The sequence below is a fragment of the Curtobacterium sp. UNCCL20 genome (assembly GCF_900101675.1).
In the GTDB taxonomy this organism is placed as follows: Bacteria; Actinomycetota; Actinomycetes; order Actinomycetales; family Microbacteriaceae; genus Curtobacterium.
Map to the genome: position 1 here is coordinate 452474 of NZ_FNKG01000001.1, position 17578 is coordinate 470051.

The following is a 17578-nucleotide window of genomic DNA, read 5'->3' on the forward strand; positions in this document are numbered from 1 at the left end:
GTCAGACGACGAGAGGGCCGGCCACGTCGAGCTCGCCGTGGCCGACCAGCCAGCGGACGGCGTCGAGGACGGTCTCCTCGGCCGTGAACGCCGGGGCGTACCCGAGCAGCCGCTCGGGCTTCTCGATGCTGAACACCTGGCTGCGGGACAGGTGCTCCCAGCTCGCACCGGCGTGCTCCGGAGCCGTGGTCGCTCGGAACCGGTCCCACGAGACGGACTCGAGCCGCGCCTCCTGGCCGAACCACGACGCTGCCAGGTGGGCGTACCCGCGCGCGGTGAGCGCCGTCGGAGCCGTGATGAAGAAGTCCTCGCCGGTGGCTGCACCGCGGTGCTCGACCGCGAGCTGGAACGCCTGCGCGACGTCGTCGGCATGGACGTGCGCCATGGTCTCGGCGCCGAGGCCGGGGACCTCGAGCTTCTCGCCGGCGGACAGCTTCGTCAGCACCGTCGGGTCGAGGTTGCCGAGCGGGCCGATCGGCATCCAGCCAGGCCCGCTGATGTGTCCCGGGTGGATCGAGGTCGTGGCGAGACCACCTGAGGCGGTTTCCTGCCGGAGCATCCGGGCGATGGCGTCCTTCTGCGTGCCGTACTCGCCGAACGGAGGCGTGGCGGTGTCCTCGGTGATCGGCAGCACGTGGGAGACGCCCGCGCGCCAGATCGAGCCGCAGTGCACCAGGTGCGAGTCCGTTCCGCGCAGTGCGGTGACGAGCGCTTCGGCCGACGACAGGGTGAAGCAGACCAGGTCGATGACAGCGTCGGCGTGGAGCCCGACGATGCGGTCCCCGAACGTGCCGTCGCGGTCCTCCTGCTCGCGGTCGGCGGTGACCCGCTCCACCTGCTGCCACTCCGGTGCGTCGGCGTACGCCGAGCGGGTGCCGCGGGTGATGGTCACGACCTCGTGGCCGGCGCGGACGAGGCGGGGGACGAGGAAGGTGCCGATGTGGCCGGTGGCTCCGATGACGACGATGCGCATGCCGTCACGTTAGGCCCGGGGTGCTGTGCGAGGGAGGCCGCGGCGATGCCTCCCTCGCAGAGCGCTCAGTTCGTGCGGTCGGCGAACCCGTCCGGCAGCTCGCTCGGCGCGACCGAGACGACCGCCTCGTCGTCGGCGCCGACGTACTCGAAGAGGGTGATGCGCGCGAACTCGGGGACGACGTAGATCGGGTAGGTCGGGCCGGCGTCACGGTACGCCCGCATCTCGTCGAGGTGCTCGTTCTGGAACAGCACGGTCTTCGAGCCGTCCTGCTCGATCCACTGCGGGAAGAAGATCGTCCCGTGCAGGCGACGCTTGCCCGGCAGGACGTTCACCACGACGCTCGTGCCGGTCGGTTCGTTCCACGACACCTTGTAGACGTCGTCGTCGAGCTGGACGAGGTCGACGGTCTGGTCCTTGACCCAGCGGCCGCCGACCATGCCGGTGTGGATCCGGTAGTCGATCGTTGTCGCGTTCTTGACGTACATCTCGTACTGCCAACCGTTGGCGTACGTGTAGATGAACCGGTGTCCGACGATGCCGGAGAGGTCCTGTGGTGGGTCGATGTCCTCAGTCATCCTTTGATTTTGTCACCAAACTGATTTTAGTGCAAACACATGCGATACTGGCCGCATGAGTGAGCGTGCCGCGAGTCTGAGCCACCTCCTCGGCCCGCTGCGCCGGAGTCTCCTCCGCGCCGCCCAGGGAGCCGGTGACCTGCCGGACATCCCGGACGCACAGATCGAGCTGCTGCGGACCCTGGCGCAGTCCGGCGGTGCGACCCCCGGCGCCCTGGCTACCGAACTTGGCCTGGCGCGGTCGACGGTGAGCAACCTCGTCAAGACCATGGCGGCGAGCGGTCTCGTCGACCGCAGCCTCAGCGACAGTGACGGCCGGAGCACGGTCCTGTCGCCGTCCCCGGCCGCCCTCGCCCTGCTGGACCGGTACGACCGCGCGAGCGCGACGCTGCTCGACGAGGTGTTCGACCGACTCTCCGCCGACGAACGCGCCCGGATCGACAGAGCACTGCCGGTGCTGCAGCGGCTGCGCGACGAACTCGGCCGCCGCGCCTGACCGAGGACTACCCGTCCGCTAGGGTCGTCGTGTTCGGCACTCCGGGGGGATGACACGTGTACGCGACGCAGCACCACCTCAGGGAAGTCCTGCCGTCGGACATCCGTCGGATCCACCTCGTGACCGGCCCGCAGTCGCAAGCACGACTCGACTTCACCGCGCCACTCCTGCGCCCGCACCGCGCGCTTGTCGAGCATCATCGTGTGGCGCTGGAGTCGCCGGCCTCGGCACCGCTGCTCGCCGCTCTGGTATCAGGGCTCCCCGCACGTGACCACGCGATCGTCGTGATCACTCGCGGTGGCGGCGACCTCAGCATCTTCGACGACCCGGCCGTGGTCGACGCCATCCGCATGTCGATCCTCCCCGTCGTGACCGCCCTGGGACATACGTCGGACTCGACCCGCTCCGACGAAGTCGCCGACGCGAGCCTGCCCACGCCGAGTCTGGCGGGCGCCGAGCTGCGGCGACTCCTCGCTGCCCAGTACCACGAGCGTGTCCGGACCGTGCCGCCCGCACCCCGACCGACGCCGACTGCGGCCGCGGCGACCCCACCGACTCCGGTGGCTCCACCCAGTCCCGCACCGCTGTTCCCGATGCGGCCCGCCGGTCTCGCGGGCACACCCGCTGCGCCCGCCCACTGCGGCACCTACGGCACGTCTCCACGTCGTTCGAACAGCCTGGGGACCGCCGCGCTCGTCCTCGGCATCATCTCGATGGTCGCGTTCGGTGGCTTCGGCGTCGGTGCACTCGTCGGCTTCGTCCTGGGCATCGTCGCCGTCCGACACCGCCCACGCACCGCAGCGGTCTGGGGGATCGTCCTGAACGGACTGTGGCTGCTCGGGGTCGCGGCGTGGATCGGGCTCGTGGTCGCTCTGGGGAGTGGCCCCCAGAGCTGACCCGACACCGGTCAGTCGGCGGTGATCACCTTCACGGAGCCGGCGATGGTCGCGGCGTCCTCGGCGAGCGCCACCATCGGGTCGGGCAGCTTCGTCGCGCCACCGATGGCCTTGCGGAGCCCCCAGCCGACGAACGAGCCGACGACGGCTCCGACGCCGCCGAGGATCGCGCCCTCGATGCGGAGGTCACGCTTGCCGGTGGTGCCGAGCGCTGCGCCGGCGAGCGCACCCGAGGCAACGCGGCCCAGCAGTGCTCCGGGGGCGATGCGGCTCGGGGTCTTCGGGAGCTTGTCACCGATGAGCTCGCCGACGGCCGAGGCCACGAGCAGTCCGCGGCCGAGCGGGGTGCTGAACACGTTCCACTCCTGCCACGAGCCCTTCAGCGAGGACCGGTCGTGGTTCAGCGCCATCACGGCCAACGGGGTGGCACTCCGGCCACCGCTCATGATGCCCAGCACCAGGGTGCGGACCAGGGTGTGCTGCTCGTTCTTCTTGCTCATCGTCACTCCTTGTCGTGTCCGTTCGGAAAGTACTCTTGCGCTCCTGGTACTCAGCGTTACTATGTACTGGTAGTCAACGTCACTGAATACCAGTGTCACTGACTACTGCTCACACCCACCACCACTCAGGAGGCACGGATGCCCAAGCAGGAGACCGAGATGCTCAAGGGCATCCTCGAGGGGATCGTCCTCGCCGTGCTCGTCGGCCGACCGGCCCACGGGTACGAGATCACCGCCTCGCTCCGGGAGCAGGGCTTCAGCGACATCGCCGAAGGCACCGTCTACGCGCTGCTCGTCCGCATCGAGCAGCGCGGCTTCGTCGACGTCGAGAAGGTCCCGTCGGAGAAGGGCCCGCCGCGCAAGGTGTTCAGCCTGAACGCCCGCGGCCAGGAACAGCTCGACGGCTTCTGGGCGGCGTGGACGTTCCTCTCCACCCGACTCGAGCAGCTCCGGAACCACACCGACCACACCAACGGACAGGACTGATCATGGGCATCTCGCTCTCGGACATCACGACCAAGCTCATCGGCGACAAGAGGCGCTGGAAGCAGTACAAGGCCCGCACGGCATCGCTGCCGACGAGTCACCGCACCGCCGTCGACGGCATCGAGCGGTACCTCATGTACACCGGCCCGAGCGACGGCGAGCAGTTGATGCGCATGCTCGACGACCTCGCGGACCTGTTCGAGCAGAGCGCGACGGACGGCACGAGCGTCCGCACGGTGGTGGGCGACGACCCGATCGCCTTCGCCGAGGAGTTCAAGGCCAACTACGGCCTCGGCTCGTGGCTCAGCAAGGAGCAGCAGCGGCTCGTCGCCGCGATCGACGAGGCGGACGAGGCCGACGAGGCCGACAAGGCCGACGGCCACGAGACCCCGACGGGAGGCGACCCCGCATGACCATAGCGATCCGGGTCCGAGGGCTCGAGAAGTCCTTCGGCGACCTGCACGTCCTCCGTGGCGTCGACCTCGACGTCGAGGGCGGCACCGTGTACGCCCTGCTCGGCTCCAACGGCGCGGGCAAGACCACGACGATCCGGATCCTCGCCACCCTCGCGAAGGCCACTGCGGGCTCCGCGACCGTCGCCGGCCACGACGTCGCGACCGACCCCGGTGCGGTCCGCGAGGCGATCAGTCTCACCGGCCAGTTCGCCGCGGTCGACGAGGTCCTCACCGGCCGCGAGAACCTCGTCCTCGTCGCCCGGCTCCGGCACCTCCCGAACGCCGGCCGCATCGCCGACGACCTGCTCGCCCGGTTCTCGCTCACCGACGCCGGTGGACGTCGCGCCGGCACCTACTCGGGCGGCATGCGACGACGGCTCGACATCGCGATGAGCCTGATCGGTGACCCGTCCGTGGTGTTCCTCGACGAACCGACGACCGGCCTCGACCCCGAGGCCCGCCTGGAGGTCTGGGACGCCGTCCGCTCCCTCGCCGCGAGCGGCACCACCGTCCTGCTCACCACGCAGTACCTCGACGAGGCCGAACAGCTCGCCGACCGGATCGCGATCCTGCACGAGGGCCGCATCATCGCCGACGGCACCCTCGCCGAACTGCAGCGACTGCTCCCGCCCGCGGAGGTCGAGTACGTCGAGAAGCAACCCACACTCGAGGACGTCTTCCTCGCCGTCATCGGACACGGCTCCGGTGACACCGACACCGCTGCGCACCAGAAGGAGGTCGCGTGATGTCCGCTCACCCCGTCCACGACACCGTCGTCCTGACCGGTCGCTCCCTGAAGCACGTCCTGCGGAGCCCCGACACGATCATCACGACCGCCGTGATGCCCATCGCCTTCCTGCTGCTCTTCGTGTACGTCTTCGGCGGCGCGATCGACACCGGCACCACGTCGTACGTCGACTACCTGCTGCCCGGCATCCTCCTCATCACGGTCGCGTCCGGCGTCGCGTACACCTCGTACCGCCTGTTCCTCGACCTGCAGGCCGGCATCGACGAACGCTTCCGTTCGATGCCGATCGTCCGCGCAGCGTCGCTCTGGGCGCACGTGCTGACGTCCCTCGTCGCCAACACCGTGTCGGTGACGGTGGTGGTCGGCGTCGCGCTGCTCATGGGGTTCCGGAGCAGTGCCGGCATCGGCGCGTGGCTGTCCGTCCTCGGCATCCTGGTGCTGTTCACGCTCGCGCTGACCTGGATCGCGGTGGTCGCGGGCCTGTCGGCGAAGTCGGTGGACGGTGCGAGCGCATTCTCGTACCCGCTCGTGTTCCTGCCGTTCATCAGCTCGGCGTTCGTCCCGACCGACACGATGCCGGCTCCGGTCCGCTGGTTCGCGGAGCACCAGCCGGTGACGTCGATCGTGAACTCGATCCGGGCGCTCTTCGTCGGGCAACCGCTCGACGCCGACCTGTGGGTCGCGCTCGCCTGGTGCGTCGGGATCCTGCTCGTCGCCTTCGGCGCCGCCACCCTCATCCAGCGACGCCGCATCCGGTGACGCGGCCATCAACGGACTGGAGGCGCGGTGCCAGCGGGCACCGCGCCTCCAGTCCGTCCGCCGGTCACCCGCAGGGCGTCACCCGGTCCACGGAGCCGCCACGAGTAGCGTCCGCCACATGAGCGACATCATCCTGTTCGGTGGCCACGGCAAGGTCGCGCTCCTCGCGACGCGCATCCTCAGCGACCGCGGCCACACGGTCACCTCCGTCATCCGCAACCCCGACCAGGCCGACGAGGTCCGCGCCCACGGCGGACAGCCGCACGTCGCCGACATCCAGCAGCAGTCCCTCACGGACTTCGCCGAGCTGATCCACGGACACGACGCCGTGGTCTGGTCCGCCGGCGCCGGTGGCGGGTCCGCCGACCGCACCTGGGCCATCGACCGCGACGCTGCCGTGCTCTCCGTGCAGGGTGCCGCGAAGGCCGGTGTCGACCGCTACGTGATGGTCTCCTGGTCCGGATCGGTCCTCGACCACGGGGTGCCGCAGGACAACGACTTCTTCGCGTACGCGCAGTCGAAGATGATCGCCGACGCGGTCGTCCGCGACTCCGGACTCCGCTGGACCGTCGTCGCCCCGAGCACCCTCACCGACGACGAGCCGACCGGATCGATCGACTGGGACGGCTCGTCGACGCAGGTGCCGCGCGGCGACGTCGCGCACGTGGTCGCCGACGCGCTGGAGGACAACGGCACGGTCGGGAAGACCATCCGCTTCAACACCGGTTCCACGCCGATCGCCGACTTCCTGCGCGGCTGACGCCATGGCGACGCCGACGCCGACCGGGGCGACCTCCGGGACGACGCGGCGGCGCTCCGGCGAGCGCTCGACGAGGTGGCTGCATCCGACTCCGGCGTGCTCGGCCGATCAGGCGAACTGCGCGTAGAAGGCCTCGGGCTCGCGCGCGAGGGAGGCCTTCACCAGTGCGCTCCACTCGTCGACGATGACCTCGGCCGCACCCTGCTCGACTCCGTCCAGCGACGCCTTCGCGACCTCGGCCGGGTCGACCATCGGGCCCTCGTAGCCGGCCATGATGTCGGTGTCGGCCGCGCCGAGGTGCAGCCCCTGCACGGCGATGCCCTTGCTCGCCAGTTCGAGCCGCACCGCGTTCGTCATGTTCCACTCCGCTGCCTTGGCGGCTGCGTAGCCGCCGGAGCCCGGGTAGACGAACCACGACAGCGCCGACAGCACGTTGACGATCGCGCCGCCGCCGTTGTGCTCGATGACCGGTGCGAACGCCCTGACCATCGCGAGGTTCCCCCAGAAGTGCGTGTCCATCTCGCGACGGACGTCGTCGAGGGGGTCGCTCACCAGGGACCCCGTCGTCGCGATCCCGGCGTTGTTGACCAGCAGCGTGACGTCGGACGCCGCTGCTGCCGCGGCGGTGATGGACGCATCGTCCGTGATGTCGAGCGGCAGCACCTCGACGCCCGGGATGTCGACGAGCTCGGGGCGCCGTGCGGTGGCGTAGACCTTGGCCGCGCCGCGCTCGAGCAGCTGCACGGCGAAGCGTCGTCCGATGCCCCGGTTCGAGCCGGTGACGAGTGCGACGGATCCAGCGATGTCCATGGTGTTCCTCCTGCCGCGCGGGCGCTTCCCGCTCCGGCTCGGTTACGCTAAGACCTCACATGGATGTCAGGGGCAAGCCCTGATCTCGGACCCGGAGGAACCATGCGCATCGGAGACCTCGCCGCCGAGACCGGGGTGAGCGTCCGCTCGCTCCGGTACTACGAGGAACAGGGACTGCTCGCGGCCGACCGCACGCCGAGTGGACAGCGCGTGTACGGCGCGTCGGCACTCGACCGGGTGCGGCTCGTCCAGCAGCTGTTCGGCGCCGGTCTGCCCAGCCGCACCATCGTCCAGCTGCTGCCCTGCGTCGACGCCGGGGTGTCGACCCCGGAGTCGTTCGCGCTGCTCGTGTCGGAGCGCGACCGCATCACGGCGCAGCTCGCGGAGCTCGAGGCCGCCCGGGACCGCCTCGACGAGGTCATCGCGATCACCGAGCACCCGACGGCCGAGCACTGCCCGGCGCTCCGCGAGCCGGAGGCCGCTGCGGCCTGACTGCGTCCCGCTGCTTCGTGGTGCGAGGTGCCTCGCGCGGTGCGAGGTGCTCCGCGCGGTGCGAGGTCAGACGAGCGCGGCGATGAGCAGCGCGAGGAGCGCCAGCGCGGGCAGCGTGCCCTGCGTGATCGCAGCACGGCGCTTCGTGGCGTCACTGGCGAACAGCACGACCGCGGCGCCCAGCATGCTGCCGGTGCCGGCGACGACGAGGGCGATGCCCGCCGCAGCCGCACCGGCCGCGACGACGATGATCCCGATGAACGCCAGCAGCGCCAGGAACAGGTTGTAGAAGCCCTGGTTGAACGCGAGCTGGCGGGTGGCCCGGGCCTCGTCGTCGGTGGTGCCGAAGACCCCCTGCGCCCGCGGGGTCGTCCAGAGCACGGACTCCAACACGAAGATGTAGACGTGCAGCAGGGCGGCGAGCGCTGCGAGGACGAGGGCTGCGATGGTCACGCGGCGACCCTACTGCAGGCGATCGTCGGGGGGAGGGGCACGGTGCGAGGATCCGGACGTGGTGCGAGGTGCGAAGGCCTCACCGGGTCCACGACCTCGCACCACGCCACCGCGTCAGGGCTGGAACACCTGGATCTGGTCGAGCTCGGCGAACCCGGTCCCCTTCGTGAACGTCAGCGTGTTCGCGCCGGCCTTCAGGGTGACGGTCTTCTGCGCCCAGCCGAAGCGACCCCAGTTGACGGTCGGCGGGTAGCTGACCGAACCGGCCGAGGTGCCGTTGACCGCGAGCGCGTGCGTGCTCGTCGCGCCGGTGCCGTTGTCGTACCGCACGTTCACCGTGTAGGTCCCCGCGGTCGCCGCCTGAACCGTGAACTGCACGGAACTCGTCGGGTTGTTGATGTTGCCGACCTTGGCGCCACCGACGGCGTCGGCTTGCGTGACGGTGCTGGTGTCGGTGCGGGTGGCGGACTCGGCCTCGTACCGTGCGGCGTTGATCGGGATCGACCCGACCCGCACGTCGTTGTACGTGGTGGTGAGGTTCTCGACGTTGGTTGCCTGGTAGAGCGTCTTCCCGTCGGCACTGGAGTCGAAGCTCTGTGCGAACCCGCTGAACGTGCCGCCCTCAGCGTCCCGGGCGTCGTACGTCACGGCGTAGGGCAGCTGCTCCCACGACCCCGAGCCCTGGTTCCGGTTGACGACGAAGTTCTGCCCACCGTCGATGTTGCCGGCGCTGTCGAGGGACCACTTCGACGAGACGACGATCATGCCGTTCGCGTTGCCGGCGGTGGGGATCCACCGGACCTCGGGCGACGAGCCCACACCGCGGCCGTCGGGCAGCGCGATCTTCGTACCGATGCTCGTCTCCGGGCTCCAGTTCAGGCCGTCAGGCGAGACCTTGAAGTACACGGGAGCGGTGTTGTTCGTCTGGCTCGGGCGGTTGACGACCTCGAAGGTGGCGACGTAGTTGCCGTTCGGGATCCGGGTAACCGTGATCATGCCGGGTCGGTCACTCTTGTTCGTCGGCGCCGACACGTTGACCAGGGGACCCCAGGTCAGGCCGCCGTCCGTCGACCGTCGGTAGCTGACGGCCTGCAGCACACCGTTCGCCTTCTGCCGCTCGTCCGAGAAGTAGGTCACCAGTCCGCCGTTCGCGTCCACGGCGACCGACGGCTCCCACACCGTGGAGGTCGTCGACGTCGGGCTCGGGTCGTAGGTCGCGGGGCCGCCGGTGTCGACCGTGCTGAGGTACGACCAGGTCAGTCCGTGGTCGAGGCTCTTGTACGTGACGAGCCGGCTGCTGGAACGGTCGCTCGGCATGATCATGCCGCTGAGCAGCAGTGTGCCGGCGGGCATGCTGCCGAGCTGGATCGGGGTCTCGTAGAGCGACGGCTGCGCGGTGCGAGTGAGCGTCGGGAACTGGGTGCTCGGCTTGACCGTGGCGACGCGGCTCCACGAGGTGCCGTTGTCGGTGCTCCGGTAGATCGGGTAGACCTGCACGCCGTTCTCGAGCACGAGTTGATCGAACGTGACGAACTGCTGGCCGTTCGCCGACCCGCTGTTCTTCAGGACGATCATCTTCGCGTAGGTCGTGCCCGCAGCGCGGCCGCCCTCGGGGTTGAACGAGGAGCCCGCTGCCGGCGAGTACACGAGGGCTCCGTTGCCGGTCGTGACCGCCTGGGCGGGGAGGGGGCTGGCGACGCCGGCGACGAGGGCTGCCGCGGCGGCGGCAGCGGTGACGACGAGCGCGAGCGTTCGGCGTCGACGAGGCGCCGGAGCGGCGCCGAGGCGGAGGGACATGGTGCTCCGTTCGGTCAGGTGGTGCGGTGGTGGTGCGGTGGTGGTGCGGTGGTGGTGCGCGGAGACGGACTGGAGGCGTGGGACCGACCCGACCCGCGCCTCCAGACCCTCAGCTGGTCGCCGTCAGGGCCGCTACCTCGGCTCGTGCCTGCCGCGCGTGCGCGGCGAAGGCGTCGGCGACCGGGTTGCGGCGACGGTCCAGGCCGCCGTCGCCGTCCTCGACGAGGTCGAAGAGGCCCATCGTGAGCAGGTGGTCCTGCCGGGGGGCGTCGCTGTGCCGCCAGGTCCACTCGTACATGTCGAACAGCGGCCACCAGGTGTACCCGACGACGGGTACCCCCTCGGAGCGGAGCTCGTGCACTGCGGCGACGGAGTCGTCGAGCCAGGCGATCCGCTCCGCCACGGAGCCGGTCACGCACGTCTCGGTCAGCATCACCGGGGCGCCGTACCGTTCGGCGTAGGTGGTGAGGACGTCGCGGAGTCCCTCGGTCCCGGTGTCCTCGTAGGGCCGCGGGTCGGCGAACCCGCCGCCGTGGTGGACGCCGCGTTCGAAGACCTCGGTGGAGTGCAGCGGGTAGTAGTTGACGCCCATCACGTCCGGCCGGACCGCGTGCTCCCGGAACCAGGCCAGGTCGGCGTCGGTGACCCCACCGGACCGGAGCCGTCCGACGAGCGGGTGGTCGTCGTCGACGCCCCCGGTGACGAGGTCCTCGACGAGGAACGTCTGCGCGCGGAGCCTCGCCACCGTCTCCCGGTGCTCGGGCGCGTCGACGGCCCCGACGTACCGGATGCCGGCGTCGACGTGCACGAACGTCGCCGCGTCGCCGAGCTCCCGGGTGATCGCGTGCTGGGTCGTCACGAAGCCCTTCGCCAGGGCCGCGGCGATCCGGGCGGATCCCTCGGCGCCCGTCATGTACGGGGGCCAGTAGCCGTACTCGCCGGAGAACAGCGCGTGGATCACGGGCTCGTTGACGGGCGTGTAGTCCGTGGCGACGTCTCCGTACCGGGCGGCGAACCGGGCGGCGTACTCGGTGACGTGCGCGGGGTAGTCGGGGTTCGCGAACTGCCCGTCGAGCCAGAGCGGTGTGCCGTAGTGCAGCAGGTCCACCACCGGTCGGAGGCCCGTCTCGCGGAACCGCCGCATGACGCCGTCGACCCAGGACCAGTCCCAGACTCCCGGCTCCGGGGCGACGCGGTGCCACGGGACGCCCCAGCGCAGCAGCTCGGCACCGACGTCGACGGCGAGACCGAGGTCGGCGGCGTACTGCCGGTAGTGGTCGGTCAGCTCGTACTCGTCGATGGGCCGTTCTCCCGGCCGGGCCTGCGGGACGAAGGTGTCCTCGATGCCCAGGGCGAAGTGCAGGCGGCCGTCGGCGGACCAGTGCATGGTGTCTCGTTTCGTCGTGGTGCCGGTACCGGCGGGGTCCGCTGCGGTCGTCACTTGAGTCCGGTGCTGGCGACGCTCTCGATGAAGCGCCGCTGCACGAGCAGGAACATCACGGCCAGGGGCAGCACGGCGATCAGGGCGCCGGCCATCATCACGCCCTGCGGGATGATCCCGCCGGGCCCGGTCAGCAGGGTCAGCCCCGAGGTGATCGTCCCCATGTCCTGGTCGGTGGTGAAGACCAGCGGCCAGAGCAGGTCGTTCCAGTTGTTGACGAACGTGAAGATCCCGAGGGTGAGGAGCGCGGGGACGGCGTTCGGCAGGATGACGCTCCGGAAGATCCGCCACTCCGAGGCACCGTCGATGCGCGCCGCGTTGTCGAGGTCTCGGGGGAGGCCCGTGAAGAACTGTCGGAGGAAGAAGATCCCGAAGGCGTCGGCGGCGCGCGGTGCGATGAGGCCCGCGAAGGTGTTCACCCACCCGAGGTCGGAGACCAGCTGGTAGATCGGGATCAGGGTCGCCTGGAACGGGATCATCAGGCTCGCGATGATCACGATGAGCAGCACCTTGCTGCCCCGGAAGTCGAGCCGGGCCAGGGCGTACGCGGCGAGCGCGTCGAACGCCAGCGCGAACACGGTGACCCCGCCGGCGAAGGCGAAGCTGTTGAGGATGAGCCGCCCGAAGGGCAGCTGGGTGAAGATCGCGCGGAAGTTGTCGAGCGTCCACGCGTGCGGGAAGAGCGTCGGCGGGTAGGCGTTCACCTCGCTCGCCGGCTTGAAGGCGGTGAGGACGATGATCGCCACGGGCAGCAGCACGGCGACGGTGACGACGAGGACGGCAGCGAAGCCGATCCACCGGAGGGACGGCTGCTTCCGCGTCACGGTGCGCCGCCGTGCTGCGGTGACGGGGCGGGCGAGAGCGGTCATGACGCGGTGTCCTCTCCGCGCTTCCCGAAGAACAGGAACTGCACGAGGCTGAGCAGCAGGGTCGCGATGAGCAGCACGTACGCGAGCGCCGACGCGAACCCGAGGTCGAGGTCCTTGAACCCGGACTGGTACACCTGCATGACGATGGTCTCCGTCGAGCGGTAGGGCCCACCGCCGGTGAGCACGTAGATCTGGTCGAACGCCTGCAGGGCCGCGATGAGGGCGACGATGACGACGAACGCCATCGTGTTGCTGAGCATCGGGAACGTCACGTTCGTGAACCGTTGGCGACCGTTCGCGCCGTCGAGCTGCGCGGCCTCGTACAGGCTGGTCGGGATCTCCTGCAGGCCGGCCAGGAAGATCACCATGTAGAAGCCGAAGCTCTTCCACACCGCGACGAGCACCACGGTCGGCATCGCCAGCGTCGGGTCCTGCAGCACGTTGCCGAGGCGGATGCCCACGACCTGCAGCCAGTGGTTGAGCAGGCCGATCTGCGGGTCGAGCAGGTACGACCACGCGAACGCCGCGACGGCCAGGGACACGATGAACGGCAGGAAGAGCGCCGACCGGAAGAAGCCGCGGAAGGGCAGCGCCGGATGGTTCAGCGCGAGGGCGAGCGCCAGTGCGACGGCGATCGCGACCGGGGTGAACAGGACCGCGTAGAGCGCCGTGTTCCCGATCGAGCGGAGCACGTCCGGGTCGGTGAAGACCCGGACGTAGTTCGCCAGGCCGACGAACGACGGGTCGCCGAAACCGCTCGCATCGGTGAATGACAGCCGGAGCGCCGAGATCATCGGCCAGAGCACGAACGCGCCGAGGATGACGATCGCGGGGGCGAGGAAGCCGACGATGGTGGCTCGGCGCTTGAAACTGCCGCCGATCGGGGTCCGGCCGCCGAGCTGTCCCGGTGGCCGGTACCGACGTCGTCGGCCGAGTTGCTGCGTGGTCACTTCAGTGCCGACTGGATGGTCGAGTCGGCGGTGGCGAGCAGCGCTGCCGGGTCACCACCGGCCATGGACTTCTGCGTGGCGGTGTCGATCGCGGTGAGCACGTCCCCGCTGTCCACGACGCCGGGCAGGAGCGGGACGGTCTTGCCGGGCAGTCCGGTCAGGGTCGCCACGGTCGGGTTCGCGTCCACGTCGGCGGCCGTGACGTCGGTCCGCAGCGGCGGCCACCCGGAACCGAGCGCCCACTTCGCGGCGACGGTCTTCTCGTTGAAGTAGCTGAGGAACTGCTCGGCGGCGGCGCGCTTCGGGTCGTCCGTCTGGGCGGTGACGCCGAGGGAGATCCCGATCGCGGAGGCGACCTGCGCCTTCGGGCCGGCGGGGATCGCCGCGATGCCGTAGTCGATCTTCGATGCCTGGGCGACGCCGGCCATCCACGGGCCGCCGATCTCCATCGCGGTCTTGCCGGCGGTGAAGAGCTTGTCCGCGGCGATGCCGTCGACCCCGGTGGGCGAGATCTTGTCGTCCCGCACCGCCTTCGACCAGTACTCGAGCGTCTCCTTGTTGGCCGCGGAGTCGATCGTCGACTTCGTGCCGGCGGCGTTCGTGATCGAGCCGCCGTTGCCCGCGAACAGGCTCGGCCAGATGCCGTTGCCGACGGTCTGGTGGTCGGGCAGGACGAGGCCGTACTGCTCCGGGGTGCCGTCGCCGTTGGTGTCCTTCGTCAGCTTCTTCGCGTCCGCGACCCACTCGTCCCACGTGGTCGGGAACGAGCTGATGCCGGCGTCGGCGAACAGCTTCTTGTTGTAGATCACGGAGAGGGGGACGAAGCCGCTGGGGACGCCGTACTCCTTGCCGTCGACGGTCTCCATCGCGACGGCCTGCTCCTTGAGCTTCCCCGTGTTGCTGGAGTCCTTCGCGTAGAAGTCGCTGAGGTCGACGAGCGCCTTCTTCTCGGCGTAGACGGGCAGCCGGTCGGAGGTCATCGCGACGATGTCCGGCCCCTTCTTCGCCGACAGCGCGGGGAGCATCGTGTCGTCGATGACCGCCCACGTCTTGGTCTGGGTGGTGATCGTGACCTTGCTCTGCGACGCGTTGAAGTCCTTGACGATCTTGTCGAGGACCTTGCCGTCCGCCTCGGTGTACCCGTGCCAGAACGTCAGGTCGACGTGCGCGTTCGAGGACGAACCGGGCGAGCCGGCGCATCCGGCGAGGGAGATCGCCGCTGCTGCTGCGAGCGCGACGACCGCGATGTGCTTCTTCATTGAACACCTGCCATCCGTCCCGCACGTCGGTGTGGGGACCTCGTCTGCACCAGATTTACACCGGTGTAAATCTGGACAGTAGCCCCACTCGGAGACGGCGTCAAGGGTCGCTACGCCGACACGGCGCGCATCGGTGCCGCGGGTGCCGACGAGGCACGCACCACGAGCCGGTGCGGTGACCGGACGACCCCGGGTGCCGGCTGCTCGTCGTCCTCGAGTTGCGCCACGAGCATCCCGACGGCGGTCGACGCGACACGGTCGAGGTCGGCGGACACCGTGGTCAGGGCCGGCGTCGCGTACGCGGACTCCTCGATGTCGTCGAACCCGACCACGGCGACGTCGTCCGGGACCGTGCGGCCCGCGAGCTGCAGCGCGCTCATCGCCCCGAGCGCCAGGGCGTCGTTGCAGCACACGATCGCGTCGACCTCGGTCCCCGCTTCGAGCAGCTGCCGTGCGGCCGCCGCCCCTTCGGCACGGTGCCAGAGGGCCGTCGGGACGATCCGTTCCGCCCGGTACGGGATCCCGTGCTCGGCCAGCGCCTCGCGATAGCCACGCAGGCGCTCCTCGGCCGTCCGCACCGGGCCGGCCGGCTCGGACCCGATGAACGCGATGGCACGACGGCCCTCGTCGAGGAGGTGCCCGGTGGCGTCCCGGAGCGCGTCGGCGTTCGACATGGTGATGAAGGTGGCGGCACTGCCGGGGATCGGCTCACCGAGGACCACGAGCGGGAACTTCGCCTCGAGCGCGGCGGCATCGCTCGGCCGCACGGCGAGCGGGCTGTAGATGATCCCGTCGATCGAGTGCTCCCGCATCCGGGTGATCGCGTCCGCCTCGCGCACGCCGCTCGCCGTCTGCTCGATGAGGACCGTGTAGCCGACCGCACCGGCAGCGCGGATCACGGCGTCGGCGAGCTCGGCGAAGTACGCCTGCCGCAGCTCGGGGACCGCCAGCCCGAGGACCCGGGAGCGCCCGGCACGGAAGTTCCGGGCCGAGACGTTGATCTCGTACCCGAGCTCGTCCACCGCGGCCATCACCCGGTCGTGGGTCCGCGCGGAGACGTGCTCGTACCCGGCGAGGACGTTCGACACCGTCTTCTTGGAGACCCCGGCGAGGGCGGCGACGTCGCTCATCGTCGGCGGCGAGCGGTGGCCCTGGGCCATGCGGCACTCACCTCCGGACGGTACGACTGCTGTCCGCAGGAACCTACCGCACGCCCGTCCCCACACCGAGTACGGAGCCTCGCACCATCGCTCGGCGCCCGCAGGTCACCTCCGCCGTGCGGCCTGCCAGGTCTCCCGCGGCAGCACGCCGAACTCGTCGCGGTAGCTGCCCGCGAACCGGCCGAGGTGCGCGAACCCCGAGGCCCGGGCCACGTCGCCCACGCTCCGGTCGTCCCCGGACTCGAGCTGCTCACGGGCGAGCAGGAGCCGGATGCGCCGAAGGTACGTCGTCGGCGAGATGCCGTGGTGCCGGCGGAACGCCTCCTGCAGCCCCCGGACGCTCAGCCCGGCCGCCGCCGCGACGTCGTCGACGGTGATCGGTTCGGTGGCGTGGTCGAGCAGGAAGCCCTCGGCACGCGCGAACCGCGCCGCCGCTGCCGTCCGGGGCTCGTGCTGCCCCACCGGCCAGTGCGGGATCGCCGTGAGGAGTCCGGCCGCGGCGAACCGGGTGAGCTCGCGCTCCCGTTCGACGGTGACCTCGGTCGGGCCGCCCAGCACCTCGGACGCGACGGCGCGGACCATCAGCCACCAGGCGGCGAGCGCCGGCCCCTCGGGGATGTGGTGCGGGCGGAACTCCAGCGGCCCGGGGTGCCAGGCGCCGCGTTCGGCTGCGACCTGCTCGACCACGGTGCGGTCGATGCGGATGAGGTCGAGCTGGAACCGGTCCCACTGGACGTGCTGCCGGTCGTGGCGGAACAGGACGGGTCGGCCGGTCGTCACCTGCTCGCCGTCGACGCGGCCGACCCCGGACTTCATCCAGAAGACGACCATCGCCGACTCGGCCTGGAGATCTGCGGACACCACGCCGCTGCACGCGAGCGACACCAGGGAGAGCAGGTCGGTGCCGCGGCGGCGCTCCTCGAGGACGAGCTCCGACCGGCCGCCCTCGACGTGGGCGCTCCGGACGTCCGGGAGCCTGGTGACCAGTTCGGCCGCGGTCTTCGGGTCCGAAGCGGTACCGGACCACTGTGCGCGTTGCAGCGTGCCCTCCACGGCTCAGCCCTCCCCGACGGTGCGGACGGCGGAGACCGGACCAGCGCCGGAACCGGAGACCGGCGCAGCACCCAGCACGGCGTCCGCGATCGTGCGAGCGGTCTGCTCGGGGGAGATGTGGGTCGTGTCGACCACCTCGGCGTCGGCGTGCAGCCAGGTGCGCGCGGCCTCGGCGTAGGGCTCCATCCGGCTGAACCGGAACGTGGACGGGCCGAGGTCCTCGTCGTGCTCGATGCGGTGCCGCAGGGTGGCCTGGTCGGTGTGCAGCACGAAGTGCCGGACGGGGATGCCGTGTCCGGCGAGTCCGCCGGAGATCTCCCGCCAGTACCGCTCGACCAGGACGGTCTGCGGCATCACGAGGATGCCGCCGACGTACGCCAGGACCTGCCTGGCGGTCTCGACCACCAGGGGCCGCCACGGGTCCCAGTGCTGGAAGTCGTCGGTCGTCCGCAGCGTGGGCCGGACGTCCATCAGGGTCTCGCCGACCTTCTCGGGATCGAGGACCCGGGCGCCCGGGAGGAGCGGCTGCAGGAGCCGGCTCGTGGTCGTCTTCCCGACGCCGTGGGTGCCGTTGAGCCACACGATCATGCTCGGACCGTAGCGCACGAAGTCGCACGACCGGGAGAGGACCGAGCAGACTTCC

The 17578-nt window shown here is 70.4% G+C and carries 21 protein-coding genes; 8 read left to right on the forward strand and 13 right to left on the reverse strand.

Annotated features, from left to right (window positions below):
- Position 1: 1 nt before the first annotated feature.
- Positions 2 to 973 carry an NAD-dependent epimerase/dehydratase family protein gene (locus BLT36_RS02210; protein WP_092091543.1) on the reverse strand — a complete coding sequence of 324 codons (972 nt, stop codon included), beginning with the start codon at positions 971 to 973 and terminating at the stop codon, positions 2 to 4.
- A gap of 65 nt (positions 974 to 1038) precedes the next feature.
- Positions 1039 to 1551 (reverse strand): phenolic acid decarboxylase, encoded by a 513-nt coding sequence (locus BLT36_RS02215; protein WP_092091545.1) that lies wholly within the window; start codon positions 1549 to 1551, stop codon positions 1039 to 1041.
- 55 nt (positions 1552 to 1606) lie between these two features.
- Here BLT36_RS02215 and BLT36_RS02220 point away from each other — a divergent pair, with 55 nt between their 5' ends.
- Both BLT36_RS02220 and BLT36_RS02225 read left to right on the forward strand, forming a co-directional pair.
- On the forward strand, positions 1607 to 2047 hold the full coding sequence (locus BLT36_RS02220) for a MarR family winged helix-turn-helix transcriptional regulator (protein WP_092091547.1): 441 nt from the start codon (positions 1607 to 1609) through the stop codon (positions 2045 to 2047).
- A 56-nt stretch (positions 2048 to 2103) separates the two neighbouring features.
- On the forward strand, positions 2104 to 2943 hold the full coding sequence (locus BLT36_RS02225) for an exodeoxyribonuclease VII large subunit (RefSeq protein ID WP_092091549.1): 840 nt from the start codon (positions 2104 to 2106) through the stop codon (positions 2941 to 2943).
- An 11-nt stretch (positions 2944 to 2954) separates the two neighbouring features.
- On the opposite strand, the gene BLT36_RS02230 is transcribed toward BLT36_RS02225, so the two are convergent.
- Complete coding sequence (locus BLT36_RS02230; protein ID WP_092091550.1) at positions 2955 to 3443, reverse strand: DUF4126 family protein; 489 nt, start codon at positions 3441 to 3443, stop codon at positions 2955 to 2957.
- A gap of 138 nt (positions 3444 to 3581) precedes the next feature.
- Between BLT36_RS02230 and BLT36_RS02235 the strand changes: the two genes are divergently transcribed.
- The 5 genes from BLT36_RS02235 to BLT36_RS02255 all read left to right on the forward strand — a co-directional run bounded on the left by BLT36_RS02235 (position 3582) and on the right by BLT36_RS02255 (position 6651).
- Positions 3582 to 3929, forward strand: a complete 348-nt coding sequence (locus BLT36_RS02235) for a PadR family transcriptional regulator (RefSeq protein ID WP_092091552.1) — start codon at positions 3582 to 3584, stop codon at positions 3927 to 3929.
- Positions 3930 to 3931: 2 nt separating this feature from the next.
- Positions 3932 to 4342 carry a DUF1048 domain-containing protein gene (locus BLT36_RS02240; protein ID WP_092091554.1) on the forward strand — a complete coding sequence of 137 codons (411 nt, stop codon included), beginning with the start codon at positions 3932 to 3934 and terminating at the stop codon, positions 4340 to 4342.
- Positions 4339 to 5130: an ABC transporter ATP-binding protein gene (locus BLT36_RS02245; protein ID WP_092091556.1), complete on the forward strand. Its 792-nt coding sequence runs from the start codon at positions 4339 to 4341 to the stop codon at positions 5128 to 5130. Before BLT36_RS02240 ends, BLT36_RS02245 begins: the two co-directional genes overlap by 4 nt.
- A complete protein-coding gene (locus tag BLT36_RS02250; protein WP_092091558.1) occupies positions 5130 to 5891 on the forward strand; it encodes an ABC transporter permease in 762 nt (253 codons plus the stop codon). The genes BLT36_RS02245 and BLT36_RS02250 overlap by 1 nt, the downstream gene beginning before the upstream one ends.
- A 118-nt stretch (positions 5892 to 6009) precedes the next feature.
- Positions 6010 to 6651, forward strand: coding sequence for an SDR family oxidoreductase (locus tag BLT36_RS02255; protein WP_092091560.1), 642 nt, complete (start codon positions 6010 to 6012; stop codon positions 6649 to 6651).
- Between the two features lie 108 nt (positions 6652 to 6759).
- On the opposite strand, the gene BLT36_RS02260 is transcribed toward BLT36_RS02255, so the two are convergent.
- Positions 6760 to 7461 carry an SDR family oxidoreductase gene (locus tag BLT36_RS02260; RefSeq protein ID WP_092091562.1) on the reverse strand — a complete coding sequence of 234 codons (702 nt, stop codon included), beginning with the start codon at positions 7459 to 7461 and terminating at the stop codon, positions 6760 to 6762.
- A gap of 102 nt (positions 7462 to 7563) precedes the next feature.
- Between BLT36_RS02260 and BLT36_RS02265 the strand changes: the two genes are divergently transcribed.
- Positions 7564 to 7953, forward strand: coding sequence for a MerR family transcriptional regulator (locus BLT36_RS02265; protein WP_092091564.1), 390 nt, complete (start codon positions 7564 to 7566; stop codon positions 7951 to 7953).
- 66 nt (positions 7954 to 8019) lie between these two features.
- Here BLT36_RS02265 and BLT36_RS02270 read toward each other — a convergent pair whose 3' ends face one another.
- The 9 genes from BLT36_RS02270 to BLT36_RS02310 all read right to left on the reverse strand — a co-directional run bounded on the left by BLT36_RS02270 (position 8020) and on the right by BLT36_RS02310 (position 17523).
- Positions 8020 to 8406 carry a DUF1304 domain-containing protein gene (locus BLT36_RS02270; RefSeq protein WP_092091566.1) on the reverse strand — a complete coding sequence of 129 codons (387 nt, stop codon included), beginning with the start codon at positions 8404 to 8406 and terminating at the stop codon, positions 8020 to 8022.
- Positions 8407 to 8520: 114 nt separating this feature from the next.
- Positions 8521 to 10203, reverse strand: coding sequence for a CBM35 domain-containing protein (locus BLT36_RS02275; RefSeq protein WP_092091568.1), 1683 nt, complete (start codon positions 10201 to 10203; stop codon positions 8521 to 8523).
- 109 nt (positions 10204 to 10312) lie between these two features.
- Complete coding sequence (locus tag BLT36_RS02280; protein WP_092094235.1) at positions 10313 to 11590, reverse strand: family 1 glycosylhydrolase; 1278 nt, start codon at positions 11588 to 11590, stop codon at positions 10313 to 10315.
- A gap of 50 nt (positions 11591 to 11640) precedes the next feature.
- On the reverse strand, positions 11641 to 12513 hold the full coding sequence (locus BLT36_RS02285) for a carbohydrate ABC transporter permease (protein ID WP_092091570.1): 873 nt from the start codon (positions 12511 to 12513) through the stop codon (positions 11641 to 11643).
- Positions 12510 to 13463 (reverse strand): carbohydrate ABC transporter permease, encoded by a 954-nt coding sequence (locus BLT36_RS02290; RefSeq protein ID WP_092091572.1) that lies wholly within the window; start codon positions 13461 to 13463, stop codon positions 12510 to 12512. The genes BLT36_RS02285 and BLT36_RS02290 overlap by 4 nt, the downstream gene beginning before the upstream one ends.
- A complete protein-coding gene (locus BLT36_RS02295; RefSeq protein ID WP_092091574.1) occupies positions 13460 to 14722 on the reverse strand; it encodes an ABC transporter substrate-binding protein in 1263 nt (420 codons plus the stop codon). Before BLT36_RS02295 ends, BLT36_RS02290 begins: the two co-directional genes overlap by 4 nt.
- Positions 14723 to 14832: 110 nt before the next feature.
- Entirely contained in the window at positions 14833 to 15882 is a 1050-nt protein-coding gene (locus tag BLT36_RS02300; RefSeq protein ID WP_092091576.1) for a LacI family DNA-binding transcriptional regulator, read from the reverse strand.
- A gap of 105 nt (positions 15883 to 15987) precedes the next feature.
- Positions 15988 to 16935 (reverse strand): helix-turn-helix transcriptional regulator, encoded by a 948-nt coding sequence (locus BLT36_RS02305; protein WP_092091578.1) that lies wholly within the window; start codon positions 16933 to 16935, stop codon positions 15988 to 15990.
- Between the two features lie 3 nt (positions 16936 to 16938).
- Complete coding sequence (locus BLT36_RS02310; protein ID WP_092094237.1) at positions 16939 to 17523, reverse strand: AAA family ATPase; 585 nt, start codon at positions 17521 to 17523, stop codon at positions 16939 to 16941.
- Positions 17524 to 17578: the final 55 nt, after the last annotated feature.